Below are 17,461 nucleotides of genomic sequence, written 5' to 3' on the forward strand. Positions count from 1 at the left end.
CCTTGCGCAAGGCCGCCGGTCCCCACCCCAACCCCTCCCCTGAAGGGGAGGGGCTTTCTGCGTTCATTGCCACTTTTTTAGGCAGCCCAATTCCACGATTGCCCACCCCTTGGGCAGCGACGTCCTTTCGTTTCAAATTTCTTACCGAAACCCCGCGATTCGCCAATTGGCACGGCTTTTGATTGGTGCAAGATGGCGGGACACCGCACCGACTCGACGGCAAACCGGACCAGGCCCGCCTGATCCGGCCTGAGGCGCGAAGGGCGGCGGCCAGCCCAAAGGGGGACGAGAAGCGTGAAGAAGATTGAGGCGATCATCAAGCCGTTCAAGCTCGACGAAGTGAAGGAAGCGCTGCACGAAGTTGGTGTCAGCGGCATCACCGTCACCGAGGCCAAGGGCTTCGGGCGGCAGAAGGGTCACACCGAACTTTATCGCGGCGCCGAATATGTCGTCGACTTTCTGCCCAAGGTGAAGCTCGAGGTCATCGTCGAGGATTCGATGGCGGAACGCGTGGTGGAGGCGATCGCCGCCGCCGCGCAGACCGGCCGGATCGGCGACGGCAAGATCTTCGTCATTCCGGTCGAAACTGCGCTCCGCATCCGCACCGGCGAACGCAACGAGGACGCGCTCTAACTTTTTACACTTTTCGAAAACCCGACAACCCCCGGCACGCCGGACCATTTCGCAAGAAGGAAGCATGGACGATGGCTACGAAGCCCAAGGATATCATCGCGCGGATCAAGGAAAACGACATCGAGTGGGTCGACCTGCGCTTCACCGACCCCAAGGGCAAGTGGCAGCACCTGACGATGGTCGCCTCGATCCTCGGCGAGGACGAACTCGAAGACGGCCTGATGTTCGACGGTTCGTCGATCGAAGGCTGGAAGGCGATCAACGAGAGCGACATGATCCTGAAACCCGACCTCGACGCGGTTTATGACGATCCCTTCTCGGCGACCCCGATGCTCGTGATCTTCTGCGACATCGTCGAGCCGTCGACCGGCGAAGGCTACGCCCGCGACCCGCGCACGACGGCGAAGCGCGCCGAGGCCTATGTCGCCTCGACCGGCATCGGCGACACCGTCTATGTCGGCCCCGAAGCCGAATTCTTCATGTTCGACGATGTCCGCTTCGAAACCGGCTACAACAAATCGGGCTTCGAGATCGACGACATCGAGCTGCCGACGAACACCGGCCGCAGCTATGAGGGCGGCAACCTCGCGCACCGTCCGCGCGCCAAGGGCGGCTACTTCCCCGTCGCGCCGGTCGACAGCGCCGTCGACATCCGCGCCGAGATGGTCTCGACGATGCTCGAAATGGGCCTGCCCTGCGACAAGCATCACCATGAAGTCGCCGCCGCACAGCACGAGCTCGGCCTGACCTTCGGCACGCTCACCGAAACCGCCGACCGCATGCAGATCTACAAGTACGTCGTGCATCAGGTTGCGCATGCCTATGGCAAGACCGCGACTTTCATGCCGAAGCCGATCAAGGACGATAACGGCAGCGGCATGCACACCCACATCTCGATCTGGGAAAAGGGCAAGCCGCTCTTCGCCGGCAACGGCTATGCCGGCCTTTCGGACATGTGCCTCTATTTCATCGGCGGCGTCGTCAAGCACGCCAAGGCTTTGAACGCCTTCACCAACCCGACGACGAACAGCTACAAGCGCCTCGTCCCCGGTTTCGAAGCGCCGGTGTTGCTCGCTTATTCGTCGCGCAACCGTTCGGCCTCGTGCCGCATCCCCTACGGCGCAGGCGCCAAGTCGAAGCGTGTCGAGTTCCGTTTCCCCGACGCGATGGCGAACCCCTATCTCTGCTATTCGGCGCTGCTGATGGCGGGCCTCGACGGCATCCAGAACAAGATCCACCCCGGCGACGCGATGGACAAGAATCTGTACGACCTGCCGCCCGAGGAACTGAGCGAAGTCCCGACCGTGTGCGGGTCCTTGCGCGAAGCGCTCGACAGCCTGCTCGCCGACCACGACTTCCTTTTGAAGGGCGACGTGTTCAGCAAGGACCAGATCGAAGCTTATGTCGAGCTGAAGTGGGACGAAGTCTATCGTTTCGAGCAGACCCCGAGCCCGGTCGAGTTCGATATGTACTACAGCGCCTGATTACTCGGGGGTATTGTAGCGGGGCGTCCGGTTCGGGGGAACCGGGCGCCCCTTGCTATTTCAGGAACTATGACGGAACCATCATGCCGCGTCGCCCCACCGCGATGAAGGTGGACAGCAGGAGGATGCCGAACGCCGCCGACACAAGATCGAGCGGGCGCGGCCCTGCGACGATACCCGCCGCGGCCGCGCCGCCCCAGATGACGCAGAGGCCAAGCAGGATATTGCCCGCGATCGCCGAGGCGTCGATCGTCAGCTGCCGCCACAACTCGTCGAACCTCCGCCACATGGGCAGCACGATCGCAGTGCCGATCACGAGCAGCGCCAGCAGGAGCCAGAACGCCGTCGCCGCAGTAACGGGTGCTCCTGCGCCTTCGACCGTCGCATAGGCCAGCAGCATCAACGCGGCGCCGATCAGGCCGCAACCGAGCGCGCTGCTTCCCATGTTTCTCCGTTCCTCGACGATTTCCTCGGCATCGGCGACGTTGAGCAGGTGCTGCCCGAGCAGGCGCGGCGCCATCACCCCCACCCCCACGAACAACCCCATCAGCACATGGATCATTCCGACACCCGCCAATATGATCTGCGACGGCTGCCAGGCGAGCGCCTCGCCTTCGAGCAACGTCATCGCGGCGATCATGCCGCCCGCGCCGGCGAGCGCGCCGAGCAGGGCCTGCAGTGCCATCTTGCGCCGCGATGCGGCACGAACTTGCGTCGTCATGTCATTCCTCCGGGGTCCAATGGTCGATGAACAGCTCGCGCGTCTCGATCCCGAACAGACGGGCCATGCGAAGCGCAAGCGGCAGGCTGGGGTCATATTTGTCGGTTTCGACCGCATTGATCGTCTGGCGCGACACCCCAAGACGGCGCGCGAGCTCGCCCTGGCTCCATCCCGCACCCTCCCGATATTCGCGAACCCGATTTTCCAACGCCACATCCCCTGTAAAGAACTCTTTACAGGGAAAGCCGCACCATGTCAAACATTCTTGACACTCGCTTGCCCCGCGCATGGCAATTGGGAGCTGAAATTCCCGTTCGAGGAACTGGCGCCGACGCAAATCCGGATTGCCTTCACGACCGACGACCTGACGGGCGGCGAATCCGGGCGGGCTGCAGGTCAACCGCTCCGCACTGCGAAAAATCGCCCGCGACGCGCTCGACAGGCTCGACGATTTCGAAGAGGCCAAGGAATCCGCCTGGGGCGGCTCCATCCCTATATATAGGATGGTAAATCAGCGAGGTTGCAGCCGCGGCTGATGGATGGCACGCTGGGTGCAAGGTCGGTTCGATTGCGAAAGGCTCGCTTGCCATGCGGATACGCGTTTTTGCTGCCCTCGCCCCCCTGATCCTGACCTCGTGCGGAGGCGGCGGAAGCGGTGGTGGAGGCGGAGGCAATCCGCCGGCGAACAACGCCCCCCCGGCCTTTACGTCGCCCCAGACCGCCAGCGTTGCCGAAAACATCACGGGCACTGCCTATCAGGCGACGGCGACCGACCCGAACAACGACACGCTGACCTTCTCTATCGACGGCGGTGCCGATGCGGCGCGCTTCTCGATCACCGGGGCAGGCGCGCTGCGCTTCAACGAAGCCCCCGACTACGACCTGCCCGGCGATGCCGATGGCGACAATGTCTATACCGTCCAGCTGCGGGTAAGCGACGGGCAAGCCGGCGTGACGCAGACGGTCAACATCACCGTCACCAACAGCCGTGAAGGCATATCGGTCGTCCGCGTCGCGACCGGGTTCGACCAGCCGCTTTACGTCGCGCCGATCCCCGGCAGCAGCAACGTCTATGTCGTCGAAAAGGAAGGCAACGTCTATCGCTTCGACCCTGCGAACGGCAGCCGCACGCTCGTTCTCGACATCAATGACATCTCGACCGACGGCGAACGCGGCCTGCTCGGCATCGCCGCCTATCCCGACCATGCATCGTCGCAGCGGTTGTTCGCGGTCGCAACCGCGACCAACGGCGCGGTGCAGGTCCGGCGATACACGCTCGGCCAGCCGAATTCGTCGACGAGCTACGACACGGTGCTCAACATCCCCCACCCTCCAGGGGACAATCATAACGGCGGCTGGATCGGCTATGGCCCCGACGGTCATGTCTATGTCGCGGTCGGCGACGGCAACGCCCTCGAAAATGCGCAGAATGTGAACTCGCGGCTCGGCAAGATATTACGCTTCGCGGTGGGAGCGGGCGGCAACAGCTATTCCCCGGCGCCGGGCAACCCGTTCATCGCGGGCGGCGGCGACCCCTATGTCTACGCATACGGGCTACGCAATCCGTTCCGGGCGTCGTTCAGCGGATCGACGCTGATCATCGGCGACGTCGGCCAGAACGAGGTCGAAGAGGTCGATATGCTGTCGACGACGCAGCCGGGACTGAACTTCGGCTGGCCGTTCCGCGAAGGCACGCGGACCTTTTCGGGAACCGCCCCCGCCGGCCTGATCAACCCCGTTGCCGAATATTTCCGCGGCAACGGCCCCCGTCAGGGCGCGACCGTGACCGGCGGCTATGTTTACCGCGGCCCGGTCACCTCGTTGCAGGGCCAATATGTCTTTACCGACTTCATCTCCGGCAACATCTGGACCGTTCCCTTCTCCAGCCTCGTTGCGGGCCAGACGCTCTCCTCGTCGCGCTTTGCACGGCGGAACGAGGATTTCACGCCCGACGCCGGAACGATCAGTCAGGTCGCGTCCTTCGGAGAGGACAGCAACGGCAATCTCTTCCTCGTCAGCCTCAACGGCAGTATTTTCATGGTGCGGCAGGGAAGCTGAGCGGGCACGGGGCGCGGCAGGACGGCGCGATTTCCTTTTTTCAGGCCGCGGTCTTGAGGAAAACATCGCCTCTTATGATGAACTTGCCAGCGATTACTGTTGCACGGCGACTACCCCGATGACAAGATTGCCTCCAAGGCAAGACCGGAGGGAGTCAGGGATCGTGATGCGCGCCCGTTTTATAGCGCCGATGCTGGCCCTTCTCCTTGCTTCCTGCGGCGGAGGCAGCGGCAGCGGAACCACGCCGCCGGCCCCCTCCTTCACCTCGGCACAGACCGCGTCGATCGTCGAGAACACGACTGCCGCCTATCAGGCGAGCGCGAACAATCCGGGCGGCGGTACGCTGGCCTTTTCGATCGATGGCGGCGCCGACGCAGCGCGCTTCACGATCACCGCGGCGGGCGCGCTCGGCTTCGTCGAGGCGCCCGACTACGACCTGCCCGGCGATGCCGATGGCGACAATGTCTATGCGGTGCGGCTGCGCGTCAGCGACGGCCGCAGCGAAGCAACGCAGCCGGTCAACATCACCGTCACCAACAGCCGCGAGGGCATCGCGGTCACGCGCATTGCAACGGGATTCGACCATCCCGTGGCGATCGAATCGCTCGGCAACGCGGCGTATTTCCTCGTGGCCGAAAAGGGCGGCGCCATTTACACGGTCCGTACCGACGGCACGCGCACGTTGTGGAAGCAGATCTCCGACATCTCGACCAGTGGCGACGGCGGCATCCTTGGCTTGCACGTTTATGGGAACTTCCGTTTGACGGCGCGCGCGCTCGTGGCGGTCACGGCAGCCGATGGCGCGATCGAAATCCGCGACTATCTTTATACGAACGCCGGCGACACCGGGACACCCCGTCCCGATGCGACGGTTTTCCGCATTCCCCGCACGGGCGCAGAAACGCTCCACGCGGTGATGAACGGAAATCTTCTGGCGACGAGCGACGGCGGCAATCCGGCCAATGCCCAGAACCCCGATTCGCAGCTCGGCAAGCTTCTCCGGTTCCAGATCGGGGATCCGCGCCAAGGACCCGAACCCGTGCTGAGCCCGGCGCCCGGCAATCCCTATCTGGCGGGTGGGGGGGATCCCTATGTCTTTGCGATGGGCCTGCGCGACCCGCGCTATATATCCTCGACAGTAACCTTCCTCACCGATTCCGGCCCAGCGGCACAGGAAATCAACCGGTTGCCGATCGGCCAGGGCGGCGCGAACTTCGGCTGGCCATTCCGCGACGGAACGCAGGATCGGCAGAGCGGCGCCCCCGCCAATCTGGTCGATCCCGTCGCGCAATATCTTGCCGGAACGGGTCCGGGACAGGGCAGCGCGATCGTCGGCGGCCTCCTCTATGACAGTCCCCGCATTCCCTCGCTTATGAACCAGTATATTTTCGCCGACCGCGTTTCGGGCCATATCTGGTCTGTGCCGGTGTCGGGTCTGGTCGCGGGACAAACCCTCCCCGCCTCCCGCTTCGCGCGGCGAAACGAGGACTTCATGCCGGACGCCGGCAGTCTCGACCAGATCGTTTCGATGGGCTTCGGCAGCGATGCCCGCGACCTTTATCTGGTCACCGCCGCAGGCGATCTCTTCTGGGTCCATCCAGCAAGCTAGACGTCGCTGCCGGAACCCCGGGCAGGGATCGGGCATTATTCTGCCGAGGCGGGGGGCAGGATCCGCAAAGGAAATGCCATGCCCGCCGCGCTTACCGCCACCGCCATCAACTGTTCGCTGTCCGCCAGCGGGCGGGCGAGTTCGAGCGATGCGATGCTCGCCGTATTGACCAGGCATTTCGAAGCGCTGGATGTGAAGGTCGGCGATCCGATCCGCGTCGCCGCGCACAATGTCAAATGGGGTGTGACGTCGAACGAGGGCGAAGGGGACGACTGGCCGCAGCTTCGCGAACGGATTCTCGCTTCCGATATCCTGATCTTCGGTACCCCGATCTGGATGGGGCAGCCATCGAGCGTCGCCAAACTCGTCATGGAGCGCATGGACGCATTCCTGAGTGAAACCGACGACGAGGGCCGCATGCCGAGCTATTCGAAAGTCGCGGTCGCCGCGATCGTCGGCAACGAGGACGGCGCCCACAATGTCTCGTCGCAGATCTTCCAGGCGCTCAACGACGTCGGCTGGACGATCCCCGCGGTCGCGGCCTGCTACTGGGTCGGCGAGGCGATGGGCTCGACCGATTTCAAGGATCTGAAAGCGACGCCGCGGAAGGTGACCGAAACCGCAAAAATGGTCGCCGCCAATGCGTCGCATCTGGCACGACTGCTCAAGGAAACGCCCTATCCCGGCTGAACGCTTGCCGCAGACGAAAACGCGCGGCACAAGGGCGCCTCCAAAGGAGGCCTCCCCATGAAATCAACGCCCTTTATCGCTCTCGTCGCGCTTCAGCTTGCGCTCGTCCCGGCGGCGCAGGCGAAGCTGTCGAAAGCCGAAAGCGGCATGGCGAAGACGGTCGAGACCGAGCAGGCGCGCAGCCTCGCGCTGCTCGAAAAGCTCGTCAACCAGAACAGCGGCTCGCTCAATCTCGAAGGCGTCGAAAAGGTCGGACAGATGATGCGGGCCGAACTCGAGCCACTGGGTTTCAAGGTCGAATGGAAACCGATGCGCGATACCGGCCGCGCGGGTCATCTGATCGCGACGCACACCGGCAAGGCAGACACCAAGCGCCTGCTGCTGATCGCGCATCTCGACACGGTCTTCGAACCCGACTCGCCGTTCCAGAAATTCGTCCGCAAGGGCGACATGGGCGAAGGTCCGGGCGCCGGCGACGACAAGGGGGGCATGGTCGTGATCGTCGCGGCGCTGCGTGCGATGCAGGCAGCGGGAACACTGAAGGACGCCAACATCGAAATCCACATGACCGGCGACGAGGAGGATTCGGGCACGCCGATCGAAAAAGCGCGCGCCGACCTGATCGCCGCGGGCAAGCGCAGCGACGTCGCGCTCGATTTCGAAGGTCTCGTCCGCGACAATGGTGCCGACATGGGATCGGTCGCGCGGCGCTCGTCGGACAGCTGGACCGTCACCGCGACGGGCAAGAGCGCGCACAGTTCGGGCATTTTCAGCGCCGCGGCGGGCGACGGCGCGATTTACGAGCTCACGCGCATCATCCAGCGCTTCCGCACCGAGCTTCCCGAGCCGAACCTGACCTTCAACGTCGGGCTGATCGCCGGCGGGCAGCAGGCCGAGCTCGATGCCGGCGGCATCCGCGCAACCGTTAACGGCAAGACCAATATCATCGCCCCCGTCGCGATCGCGCGCGGCGACCTCCGCGCCCTCTCGCCCGAACAGATCGAACGGGTGAAAGCGAAGATGGCGGCGATAGTCGCCGAACATGCGCCCGGTACCGACGCAAAGATCGCCTTCGATCCTGGCGGTTACCCGTCGATGGCGCCGACCGACGGCAACCGCGCGCTGCTGACGAAGCTCAACGGGGTCAACCGTGACCTTGGCCTCGCCGAAATGGCGCCGCTCGATCCGCTGAAGCGCGGCGCTGGCGACATCAGCTTTGTCGCTGCCGACGTCGACGGACTCGCGGGACTCGGGCCGTACAGCACGGGCGACCATGCGCCCGGCGAAGCGGTCGACATCCCGAGTATCGCACGTCAGGCGACGCGTGCCGCCATCCTGATGTCACGCCTTTCTGCTGAAAAGCGCTGACCCGCCAGTTTTCACAGTTGGCCGCGCTTGATTCATCAGGCACAGTGATTAGGTAGCAATCCGAGACGGAATTGACCGCCGATGGGAGACAGATGATGAGCACCGAAACGCACCTCAAGCAGAATTACATCGGCGGCCAGTGGGTCGATAGCAAGGGCGGCAAGCTCCACGACGTCATCAATCCCGCGACCGAGGAAGCGGCCTCGACCGTCGTGCTCGGCACCGCGGCCGACGTCGACGATGCCGTCGCTGCGGCGAAGGAAGCGTTCAAGACCTTCTCGCAGACGACGCGCGAGGAACGCCTTGATCTGCTGAACCGCATCGTCGAGGAGTACAAGAAGCGCGCGGGCGACCTCGCCAAGTCGATGGCGAGCGAAATGGGCGCCCCGGTCAGCTTCGCGGGCACCGCGCAGGTCGGTGCCGGCATCGGCGGTTTCCTCGGCACGATCGCCGCGCTGAAAGACTTCAGCTTCACCGAAAAATATGCCGCGGGTATGATCGCCTATGAACCGATCGGCGTCGTCGGCATGATCACCCCGTGGAACTGGCCGCTGAACCAGATCGCCCTCAAGGTCGCCCCTGCGCTTGCCGCCGGCAACACGATGATCCTCAAGCCCTCCGAAGAATGCCCCGGCAACGCCGTGATCTTCGCTGAAATCCTTGAGGCTGCAGGCGTCCCCGCCGGCGTGTTCAACCTCGTGCAGGGCGACGGCCCGACCGTAGGCAATGCGATCAGCGCGCATCCCGGCATCGAGATGGTGAGCTTCACCGGATCGACCCGCGCGGGCATCCTCGTCGCCAAGGCGGCTGCCGACACCGTCAAACGCGTCCATCAGGAACTCGGCGGCAAGTCGCCGAACATCGTCCTGCCCGACGCCGATTTCGCCGCCGTGCTGCCGCCGACGGTGCAGGGCGTGCTCGTCAACACGGGCCAGAGCTGCATCGCGCCGACGCGCATCCTCGTCCAGAAGGACCGCGAGGCCGAGGCCGTCGGCGTCATCAAGGCGATGTTCGACGGCACGCAGGTCGGCGATCCGCAGAGCGAAGGAGGCCATATCGGCCCCGTCGTCAACAAGGCGCAGTTCGACAAGATCCAGGGCCTGATCCAGTCGGCGATCGACGAAGGCGCGACGCTGGAGACCGGCGGCACCGGCCTGCCCTCGAACGTCAACCGCGGCTACTATATCAAGCCGACCGTCTTCTCGGGCGTGACGCGCGACATGCGCATCGCGAACGAGGAAATCTTCGGCCCGGTCGCGACGATCATGGCTTACGGCGACCTCGACGAAGCCGTCGATATCGCCAACGACACCGAATATGGCCTGTCGGCCGTGATCTCGGGCGACCCAGCCAAGGCGGCAGATGTCGCGCCGAAGCTGCGCGCCGGCATGGTCGCGGTCAACGCATGGGGCCCCGGCCCCGGCGCGGCGTTCGGCGGCTACAAGGCGTCGGGCAACGGCCGCGAAGGCGGCGTGTTCGGCCTCAAGGATTTCATGGAAGTGAAGTCGATCAGCGGCATTCCCGCCTGATCGACCCCAAAGCCTGATTGACGCCGGGGGCGTAGCGGTTAAGCGGGCGGCATGATCACCCGCTCGCCGCTCGCCCCCGACTCCTTTCCGGCCCTCCCCGACATCGCCGGGGTGACGCGCCGCGTCGCGCGCGCGCACTACAAGAATTGGGACCGCTGCGACCTGACCTATGTCGAGCTCGCCCCCGGGACGACCGTCGCGGGCGTCTTCACGCGCAACGTCTGCTGCTCGTCCGAAGTCGAACTCGGCCGCGAACAGGTCAAGGACGGCAAGGGCCGCGCGCTGATCGTCAACGCGGGTAACAGCAACGCCTTCACCGGCTATCGCGGCCGCGAGGCGGTCGAACAGATCATGGAACAGGTCGCCGGCCATCTCGGCTGCGCGCCAAGCGAAGTCTTCGTCAGCTCGACCGGCGTGATCGGCGTGCCGCTGCCCAAGGACAAGGCGCGCGCGGGGGTCGAGGCCGCGCTCACCGCCGAGCTCTGCTCGTGGGAAGCCGCCGCCGAAACGATCGGCACCACCGACACCTTCGCCAAGGGCTCGGGCGCCAGCGCGATCGTCGATAGCAGGACCGTCCAGGTCGCGGGAATCGTCAAGGGATCGGGCATGATCGCCCCCGACATGGCGACGATGCTCGGCTATATCTTCACCGATGCCGCGGTCGCCCCCGCGCTGCTGCAGGAGATGCTGAGCGAGGCCACGGGCGGCAGCTTCAACAGCATCACCGTCGACAGCGACACCTCGACCAGCGACACCGTGCTGCTCTTTGCGACCGGGCAGGCCGGCAACGCCCCGCTCACCACACGTGACGATCCGGGCGCCGACGCGCTCTACGCCGCGATTCGCGCCGTCGCGCTCGACCTTGCGCAGCAGGTGGTGCGCGACGGCGAAGGCGCGTCGAAATTCATCGAGGTTCAGATTACCGGCGCCACAAGCGACGACAGCGCGAAACGCGTCGCGCTCGCCATCGCCAACTCGCCGCTCGTAAAGACCGCGATCGCGGGCGAGGACGCGAACTGGGGCCGCGTCGTGATGGCGGTCGGAAAGGCGGGCGAACCCGCCGACCGCGACCGGCTCGCGATCCGCTTCGGCGATCATTGGGTCGCGAAGGACGGGCTACCCGTCGACGGATATGACGAAGCCCCCGTCGCGGCGCATCTGAAAGGTCAGGACATCCGCGTCGGCGCCGACCTGGGACTGGGCGAAGGCCGCGCGACCGTCTGGACGTGCGACCTCACCCACGGTTACATCAGCATAAACGCCGATTACCGGAGTTGATGAGCGCTTCCAATAACGCTTGATAGCTGAAATCGCGAACGCGGACATTTCGGGCGCAGCATATAAATATATGCGACGCACTGATTGCGCGAGGCGGGTTTCGGACCTCGCCGGCAGGTGGCGTCGCCCGATTTCCCCTACATCCGCGCACGCACACCGAAAAAGAACGACCGGCCCGAATATTCGTAGAAGTTCGGGACGTTGCGCAGGTCATTGTAGCGTTTGATCGCCGACCCCAGCAGATTCGATCCTTGGACATAGACCGAGAGATTGTCCGTCACGTCATAGGACAGGCTCGCCGACATCTCGTGATAGGCGTCTTCCTTGACCGGAAGATAGGCGAGGTTGCCCGATTGGGCATAGGTGTGGCGCGACTGATAGCTGTACGAGACCTGCGCGCCGATGCCGTTCTTTTCGTAGAACAGCTTGGCGTTGGCCGAGAGCGGGATGGCGCCCGGCAGATCGGTCGTCACGTCACCCGACTTCGCGCGCGAATGATTGTAGGTCAGATTCGCCTGGATGCCGAAACCATTGTCGAGGAAATACTGGGCACCGACCTCGACGCCGTAAACCTTCGCGCTGTCGCCGTTGACCACCTGATACTCGACGAAGGGAAAGCTTTGTTGCTGATTGGCGGGCTGGTTGGTGGGCGTGATGAGCACGTCGACCGGCACGCTCGAGACGAAGCTGGTGATGTGCTTGTAAAAGGCCGCCGCCGTCAGCGCGAGACGGTTGGAGGGATAATATTCAAGCGAGACGTCAAACTGGTCGGCTTCGGTCGGCTTCAGGTTCGGATTGCCCGCGTCGTAGATGATGTAGGTGCCCGACTGCGCCGACGTCGCGTCCTTGGCCGGCGACAGCTCGCCGAACGTCGGGCGCGAGATCGCCTGTGAAGCCGCGAGGCGAATGCGCAGGTCGTCGGTGATGTCGTACGCGAAGTTGGCCGCGGGCAGCAGGCGCAGATAGTCACCGCCGCCGACGATCGGCTCGACCGGATTGAAGCTGACGGCATTGTCCTGCGTTCCCGCGCGCGGGATGATGCTGGCGATGCTGGCGCCATAGCCGACCGAGGAGACTTTGGTCGCGACGAGGCGGGCGCCGATGTCCGCGCGCCAGTTGCCGCCGTCGAGGTTGAACTGGAAGTAACCGGCCCACGTCCGTTCCTTGATGCGATAGGATGCCGGAAGGTCGGGCTCGATCACCTGATTGGAATAGCCGGCCGGATAGGGCGACAGCGTGCAGCCGGGGATCGTGGCGCCGGTGTCGTCGAGGCAGCTGTTCGGGTTGAGGATGGCCGGGTTGTTGTCGGCGCGTGGCAGCGCGGCAAGGTAGGTATCGATATCGAAGGTGGGGAAGTTGCGCGGGAAATTGCCGCCCAGCTTGCCCAATATGCCGCCGCCGCCGGGCCGCACCACATCGGCGCCGAGGTCGCCGAAGGTGAAGGGATAACCGCAATAGTTGCACGAGGTCGTATATTGGTTGTCGATCGTGTCGACGGTCTTCTTGCGATCGGTCCACGCGGCGCCGAAGGTGATCGACTTGAAATAGCCGCTGTCCACCTCATACTCGCCGTCGACTTTCATGCCTTGCGTGCGATCGGTGATATTTTGCCCCTGGATGCCGATATAGTGCGCCCGGAAATCGTCGTTGGTCGCCTCGGACAGGTCTCGCCCGCCGGGGATGGTGATGTCGAGATCGGGAAGCCCGCCGTCGCGCGTGGCAAAAGTGGCCGAGGCGCCGGTAATGCCCGCGACGACAAAGCGATTTCGCCCGCCGGTGGTGTCGCGCGCCTTGCCATAATAGCCGTCGAAGCTGAGCTTGAAACGATCGGCCGGCTTCCAGTCGATATGGCCGCCGAACTGATAGGTCTGGCTCTTGCGCGGCTCGTCGGTGGTGAGCACCTCGGCCACCATATCGTTCAGCGAGAAGCCGGTGACGACATTGTTCGCGTCGGTCCGGATCGACGCCGGATCCCAGCGCAGCGACCCGTCGTCGCCCAGCGGATTGAGGTAATTCGACGAACGGTAATTATGCTGCTTCACGTTGAAGCGGCTGTAGAGGCCGTCGATCGTCAGCTCGAAATCGCTGGACGGCTTCCACTGGAACGAGCCCGCGGCGCCGATGCGTTCGCGCTGGCCGGTGACATATCCGACGCTGTAATAATCGGGCCAGATATAGGCGGGGCCATTCTCGTCGGGATTGATCTGCCCGTCGCCGTTGAAATCGACGCCATAGCCGGCCTCGGTCCCGTCGGTGATCGAATATTCGCCGAGATTCTCGGTACGAAACTTGTACTTGTTGTAGCTGACGCCGACCATCAGCCCCATGGTGTCGTCGGCGAAGGTCGTGCTGACCACGCCGCTGACCTTGTAACCGCCCTTGTCGGCAAGGTCGTTATACTGTCCCTCGACCGCGGCCGAGGCGTGGAAGCCCGTCCGGTCGAGCGGGCGCGCGGTGCGCAGGTCGACATTGCCGCCGATGCTGCCTTCGAGTTCGGACGAGCGCACGGCCTTCTGCACTTCGGCGCCCGAGATGATTTCGGAGGGGAGAACGTCGAAGGCAAAGGACCGGTCGGGCCCGTCGGTCGGAAGAATGCGGCCGTTGAGGGTGGTGATCGCGAAATTCTCGCCGAGACCGCGAATGGTGATCGCGCGGCCCTCGCCGCGACCGTCGCGGCCCACGGTGATCCCGGGGATATTGGCGAGCGCTTCGGCGACGTTGCGGTTCGGGAACTTGCCGAGTTCCTCCGCCGAAATCGCATCGACGATCGTGTCCGCATCGCGTTTGGCCTGGATCGAACGCAGCAGGCTGCCGCGCACGCCGCGCACCACGATTTCTTCGGAAGCACCGCTGGCGTCCGTATCGTCAAGTTGCTGCGCGGGGTCGGCGGGCGCCGGCGAGCTGTCCTGGGCGAAGGCCCCCGGCGCACCGAGCAACGCCATGCTGCTGACTCCGGCAAGCACCAGGCAGCGCAACTTGTAACGACCCGTCATATCTCCATCCCCTTGGCTTGATGCGCAGCGTCCGTCAGCTCGTGTCGGTACAGCGCGATATATTTCGTTTTTTGTAACTTGGATGTAGAGAAGCTGTCAAACAGAAAAGAAACGAAACTAATCTTCCTGTTTGTCGGACGGGAGCCCCGCTGTTATGTCCCGTCCCGACAGGAGAATTTTCATGGCGGTAATCCGCGATACCAGCAGGCGGAGGCAGGAAATCAGTGCGTTGGTGCGCGAGCGCGGCAGCGTGCAGGTCACCACGCTGGCCGAGCGCTATTCGGTGTCGATGCAGACGATTCGCAAGGACCTCCATTTCCTTGCGAAGAAAGGCATTGCCGAGCGATCTTACGGTGGCGCGATCTCGGCCGACGCCGTCAACGTTGCCACCGAGCCGCCGGTCGAGTCCAAACGCGCCATCAACGTCGAAGAAAAAGCGCGGATTGGAGCCATCGCCGCGGCGATGGTGGTCGCTGGCGACTCGGTGGTGCTCGATTCGGGCACGACAACGCTCCAGATCGCCTACCACCTCCCCGACGACGAGAGCATTACGGTATTGACGAACGATCTCGACATCCTGTGGGCACTCGCCCGCAAGGAGCGGATCAACGTCGTCATGCTGGGCGGCGCGCTGCGCAGGCGCAACCGGGCGCTCTACGGCGCCCAGACCGAGCGCGCGCTCACCGACCTCCACGTAGACAAATTGTTTCTCGGGATCGACGGGTTCGATATCGAACGCGGGATCACCACCCATTTCGAGCCGGAAGCGATGCTGAACCGAAAGATGGTGAAAGCCGCCGGGCAGATCATAGCCGTCGGCGACCGGTCGAAGTTCGGCAAGGTCTGCCTTCATCGCATCCTGAACGTCGAGGAAATCCACGACCTCGTCACCGACGCTCCCGAAGCCGACGGCATGCAGGCTGCGGCCGAAAGGCTGGGCTTCCGCTTGCACCTCGCCTGAGGCGGAAAGGCCGCATTCCTTGCGGATCCAGGGTCGGATATCGGCTTCGGGGAGGGGAGTTGACGTTCGCTCCCTCTCTTTCGTCATCCCGGACTTGATCCGGGATCCATACGATGGTGCGGCTATGGATCCCGGATCAAGTCCGGGATGACGATGAGAGATAGGTCCGCAACCGGTCGAAACCGGCCTCCCCTCGCCCTCTCACCCCTCGAGGCGAAAGAAGCGCCGCGCGTTCTTCCAGTAGATCTTGTCGATCACGTCTTTGGGGAGACCCAGCCCCCTGGCGTCGGCGTTGATCGCCTCGACCGGCTGGCTCAGCGACGTCGCCAGATAGCGCCAGTCGGCGCGCCACACGGCATCGGCCTCGCCGGGGAAATCGTCGGTCGCGGGCGGGTTCTGCGCGCGAGCGGCGGGATCGGGCGGACTGTCGGTGAGGTCGGTTCCATAAAGGATGCGGTCCTGATATTTGACGAAGAACGCCTGCACTTTTTCCATGTCCGCGTTCGACTGCACCTGCAGGTTCGACATGCGCGCGGCGAGGTCCACCACCGCATTGGGATGCGCGTCCAGAAAGCGCGCGAGTTCGTCGACGCTCCACTCGAGGCTTGCCATGTGCGCGCCGTCGATCGCGAGCCCGGGATGCCGCGCCACAAAGCGGTCGCGCGCCGCGATCAGCGCTTCGTAGCTGGGCTCTTCCGGGTGGAGATACATATAATATTCTGGGTGCGCGCGGAAATAGGACCGGTCGTTTTCGGTCGTCATCTGATCGAGCGGGAGCCAGCAATTCTTCGGCTCCGCCTGATGCGCGATCAGCGGCACGCGCCGCTCCTCGAGATGCGCCATGACATCGTCGAAGCGCGGATCGTCGAGGAACACGCGCTTGCCGGCGGCATCCTTCGCTACCATGCCGATATTCTTCCACACCTTCACCCCGATAGCGCCGCGCGCCAGCGCCGCATCGATCGCGCGCTCGGTGCGCCCGGTCCATTCGGGCGTGCCAAAGCCCTCCATGCTGAACGTCGTGGTGTAATGGAAACGCGCGGGATCGGCGGCGCGCATCGCCTCGGCAATCCTCGCCTGCTCGGCAAGCGGCGGAAAGTCCGGATAGTCGACATTGATCGAGAGCAGCTCGAAACCGTCGCGGCGCGCAACCTCCAGAAAGCGCGGATCGTCGGCATTGGCATGGACATGGGCGTCGAATTTGGCGACGCGCGCGAAATCGGCCTCGGTGTATGTTTCGGGCGCCATCGGCGCCGCTGCCGTAGACACGAATGCTGCGCCGGCCAGCAGCGCCACCTTGGCAATTCTTTGCATCGCGATCTCCATTCAAACGAAAACGAAATAAAACGCGCCTATTGATTGCGTTTTGATTTGCACAGCGCGCCCCGCTGGTGCAAGCTCTTTCTCGATCGCCGGTCGCAACCGGCTTCGCCGAGGAGAGCCGACAGATGTTACCCCCCGTCACCCGCCGCACCGCGCTCGGCCGATTGATGGCCGGCGCAGCCCTCGTCGCCGCGCCCTCCATGACCGGCCGCGCATGGGCGGCCGCGCCGCTCGGCGCGCGAATCGGCGACGGCACGCTGACCATCGAATTCGACACCGCCATGCGCTCGCGCCTGTTCCACAAGGACAAGGCGATCACGGCATCGGCGGCGGGCGAGGCGCTGATCCTCGCCGACGGCCCCGCGATCGACCGCTTCCTGCTTCTTGACCACAAGGAAGAAGCGGTTTCCGGCGTGCATGGCGCCGGCCGGCGGCACGTGCTGCGCGGCGCGGCGGGAGGAACGCTCGAACAGGAGACCGCGATCACCTTCTTCGATCGCTATCCCGGCCTCGCCCTTTACGACGTGCGCTTTCGCAATACCGGCACCAAGGCGCTGACCGTCGCGGGCTGGCGCGTCGCCACGCACGATCTGCTCGACCATCCGGACGGCGCCTGGAGTTTCGCCGGCGCATCCTATCCCGACCGGCGCGACTGGGTACAGAAGGTGGCGCCCGGGTTCGAGCAGCGCAACTTCATGGGCATGAACGGCTCCGACTATGGCGGCGGGACCCCCGTCGCGGTGGTTTGGCGGCGCGACGCCGGCTTGGCGGTGGGCCATGTCGAGACGGTGCCGCGGCTCGTGTCGCTGCCCGT

Annotated in this window: 13 protein-coding genes and 2 pseudogenes; 11 read left to right on the forward strand and 4 right to left on the reverse strand. The window is 64.3% G+C overall.

What is annotated here, in order from left to right:
- The 3 genes and pseudogenes from VN047_RS00965 to glnA all read left to right on the forward strand — a co-directional run.
- Nucleotides 1-182 (forward strand): annotated as a pseudogene (locus VN047_RS00965) (hypothetical protein); the annotation flags it as partial.
- 112 nt (nt 183-294) lie between these two features.
- Entirely contained in the window at nt 295-633 is a 339-nt protein-coding gene (locus VN047_RS00970) for a P-II family nitrogen regulator (protein WP_037518110.1), read from the forward strand.
- A gap of 71 nt (nt 634-704) precedes the next feature.
- Nucleotides 705-2,117: a type I glutamate--ammonia ligase gene (gene glnA / locus VN047_RS00975; protein ID WP_062176552.1), complete on the forward strand. Its 1,413-nt coding sequence runs from the start codon at nt 705-707 to the stop codon at nt 2,115-2,117.
- A gap of 67 nt (nt 2,118-2,184) precedes the next feature.
- Here the strand turns inward: glnA and VN047_RS00980 are convergent, their stop codons facing one another.
- Nucleotides 2,185-2,838 (reverse strand): hypothetical protein, encoded by a 654-nt coding sequence (locus tag VN047_RS00980; RefSeq protein ID WP_325539112.1) that lies wholly within the window; start codon nt 2,836-2,838, stop codon nt 2,185-2,187.
- Between the two features lies 1 nt (nt 2,839).
- Nucleotides 2,840-3,046: a helix-turn-helix transcriptional regulator gene (locus VN047_RS00985; protein ID WP_325539128.1), complete on the reverse strand. Its 207-nt coding sequence runs from the start codon at nt 3,044-3,046 to the stop codon at nt 2,840-2,842.
- A 380-nt stretch (nt 3,047-3,426) separates the two neighbouring features.
- Here VN047_RS00985 and VN047_RS00990 point away from each other — a divergent pair, with 380 nt between their 5' ends.
- The 6 genes from VN047_RS00990 (at nt 3,427) to argJ (ending at nt 11,370) form a co-directional block, all read left to right on the forward strand.
- Nucleotides 3,427-4,896, forward strand: a complete 1,470-nt coding sequence (locus VN047_RS00990; RefSeq protein WP_325539114.1) for a PQQ-dependent sugar dehydrogenase — start codon at nt 3,427-3,429, stop codon at nt 4,894-4,896.
- Between the two features lie 166 nt (nt 4,897-5,062).
- The gene (locus tag VN047_RS00995; protein ID WP_325539130.1) at nt 5,063-6,505 is read left to right on the forward strand and encodes a PQQ-dependent sugar dehydrogenase; all 1,443 of its coding nucleotides are present in this window, start codon (nt 5,063-5,065) and stop codon (nt 6,503-6,505) included.
- A gap of 78 nt (nt 6,506-6,583) precedes the next feature.
- Entirely contained in the window at nt 6,584-7,195 is a 612-nt protein-coding gene (locus VN047_RS01000; RefSeq protein ID WP_325539116.1) for a flavodoxin family protein, read from the forward strand.
- 57 nt (nt 7,196-7,252) lie between these two features.
- Entirely contained in the window at nt 7,253-8,563 is a 1,311-nt protein-coding gene (locus VN047_RS01005; RefSeq protein ID WP_325539118.1) for a M20/M25/M40 family metallo-hydrolase, read from the forward strand.
- A gap of 95 nt (nt 8,564-8,658) precedes the next feature.
- Nucleotides 8,659-10,092 carry an aldehyde dehydrogenase family protein gene (locus tag VN047_RS01010; RefSeq protein ID WP_325539132.1) on the forward strand — a complete coding sequence of 478 codons (1,434 nt, stop codon included), beginning with the start codon at nt 8,659-8,661 and terminating at the stop codon, nt 10,090-10,092.
- A gap of 51 nt (nt 10,093-10,143) precedes the next feature.
- Nucleotides 10,144-11,370, forward strand: coding sequence for a bifunctional glutamate N-acetyltransferase/amino-acid acetyltransferase ArgJ (argJ, locus tag VN047_RS01015; protein ID WP_325539120.1), 1,227 nt, complete (start codon nt 10,144-10,146; stop codon nt 11,368-11,370).
- 137 nt (nt 11,371-11,507) lie between these two features.
- Here the strand turns inward: argJ and VN047_RS01020 are convergent, their stop codons facing one another.
- The gene (locus VN047_RS01020; protein WP_325539122.1) at nt 11,508-14,363 is read right to left on the reverse strand and encodes a TonB-dependent receptor; all 2,856 of its coding nucleotides are present in this window, start codon (nt 14,361-14,363) and stop codon (nt 11,508-11,510) included.
- Between the two features lie 181 nt (nt 14,364-14,544).
- Here VN047_RS01020 and agaR point away from each other — a divergent pair, with 181 nt between their 5' ends.
- A complete protein-coding gene (gene agaR, locus VN047_RS01025; RefSeq protein WP_325539124.1) occupies nt 14,545-15,324 on the forward strand; it encodes a transcriptional repressor AgaR in 780 nt (259 codons plus the stop codon).
- Nucleotides 15,325-15,525: 201 nt separating this feature from the next.
- Here the strand turns inward: agaR and VN047_RS01030 are convergent, their stop codons facing one another.
- Nucleotides 15,526-16,638 carry an amidohydrolase family protein gene (locus VN047_RS01030; RefSeq protein ID WP_325539126.1) on the reverse strand — a complete coding sequence of 371 codons (1,113 nt, stop codon included), beginning with the start codon at nt 16,636-16,638 and terminating at the stop codon, nt 15,526-15,528.
- A 134-nt stretch (nt 16,639-16,772) separates the two neighbouring features.
- Between VN047_RS01030 and VN047_RS01035 the strand changes: the two are divergent.
- A pseudogene (locus tag VN047_RS01035) lies at nt 16,773-17,461 on the forward strand (alpha-galactosidase); the annotation flags it as partial.

The sequence above is a fragment of the Sphingopyxis sp. genome, from assembly GCF_035565275.1.
Lineage (GTDB): Bacteria > Pseudomonadota > Alphaproteobacteria > Sphingomonadales > Sphingomonadaceae > Sphingopyxis.

Coding starts and splice junctions, on each gene's coding strand:
- glnA (WP_062176552.1), top strand. CDS start 705: ATGGCTACGAAGCCCAAGGATATCATCGCGCGGATCAAGGAAAACGAC.
- VN047_RS00980 (WP_325539112.1), bottom strand. CDS start 2,838: ATGACGACGCAAGTTCGTGCCGCATCGCGGCGCAAGATGGCACTGCAG.
- VN047_RS00990 (WP_325539114.1), top strand. CDS start 3,427: ATGCGGATACGCGTTTTTGCTGCCCTCGCCCCCCTGATCCTGACCTCG.
- VN047_RS00995 (WP_325539130.1), top strand. CDS start 5,063: ATGCGCGCCCGTTTTATAGCGCCGATGCTGGCCCTTCTCCTTGCTTCC.
- VN047_RS01000 (WP_325539116.1), top strand. CDS start 6,584: ATGCCCGCCGCGCTTACCGCCACCGCCATCAACTGTTCGCTGTCCGCC.
- VN047_RS01005 (WP_325539118.1), top strand. CDS start 7,253: ATGAAATCAACGCCCTTTATCGCTCTCGTCGCGCTTCAGCTTGCGCTC.
- VN047_RS01010 (WP_325539132.1), top strand. CDS start 8,659: ATGAGCACCGAAACGCACCTCAAGCAGAATTACATCGGCGGCCAGTGG.
- argJ (WP_325539120.1), top strand. CDS start 10,144: ATGATCACCCGCTCGCCGCTCGCCCCCGACTCCTTTCCGGCCCTCCCC.
- VN047_RS01020 (WP_325539122.1), bottom strand. CDS start 14,363: ATGACGGGTCGTTACAAGTTGCGCTGCCTGGTGCTTGCCGGAGTCAGC.
- agaR (WP_325539124.1), top strand. CDS start 14,545: ATGGCGGTAATCCGCGATACCAGCAGGCGGAGGCAGGAAATCAGTGCG.
- VN047_RS01030 (WP_325539126.1), bottom strand. CDS start 16,638: ATGCAAAGAATTGCCAAGGTGGCGCTGCTGGCCGGCGCAGCATTCGTG.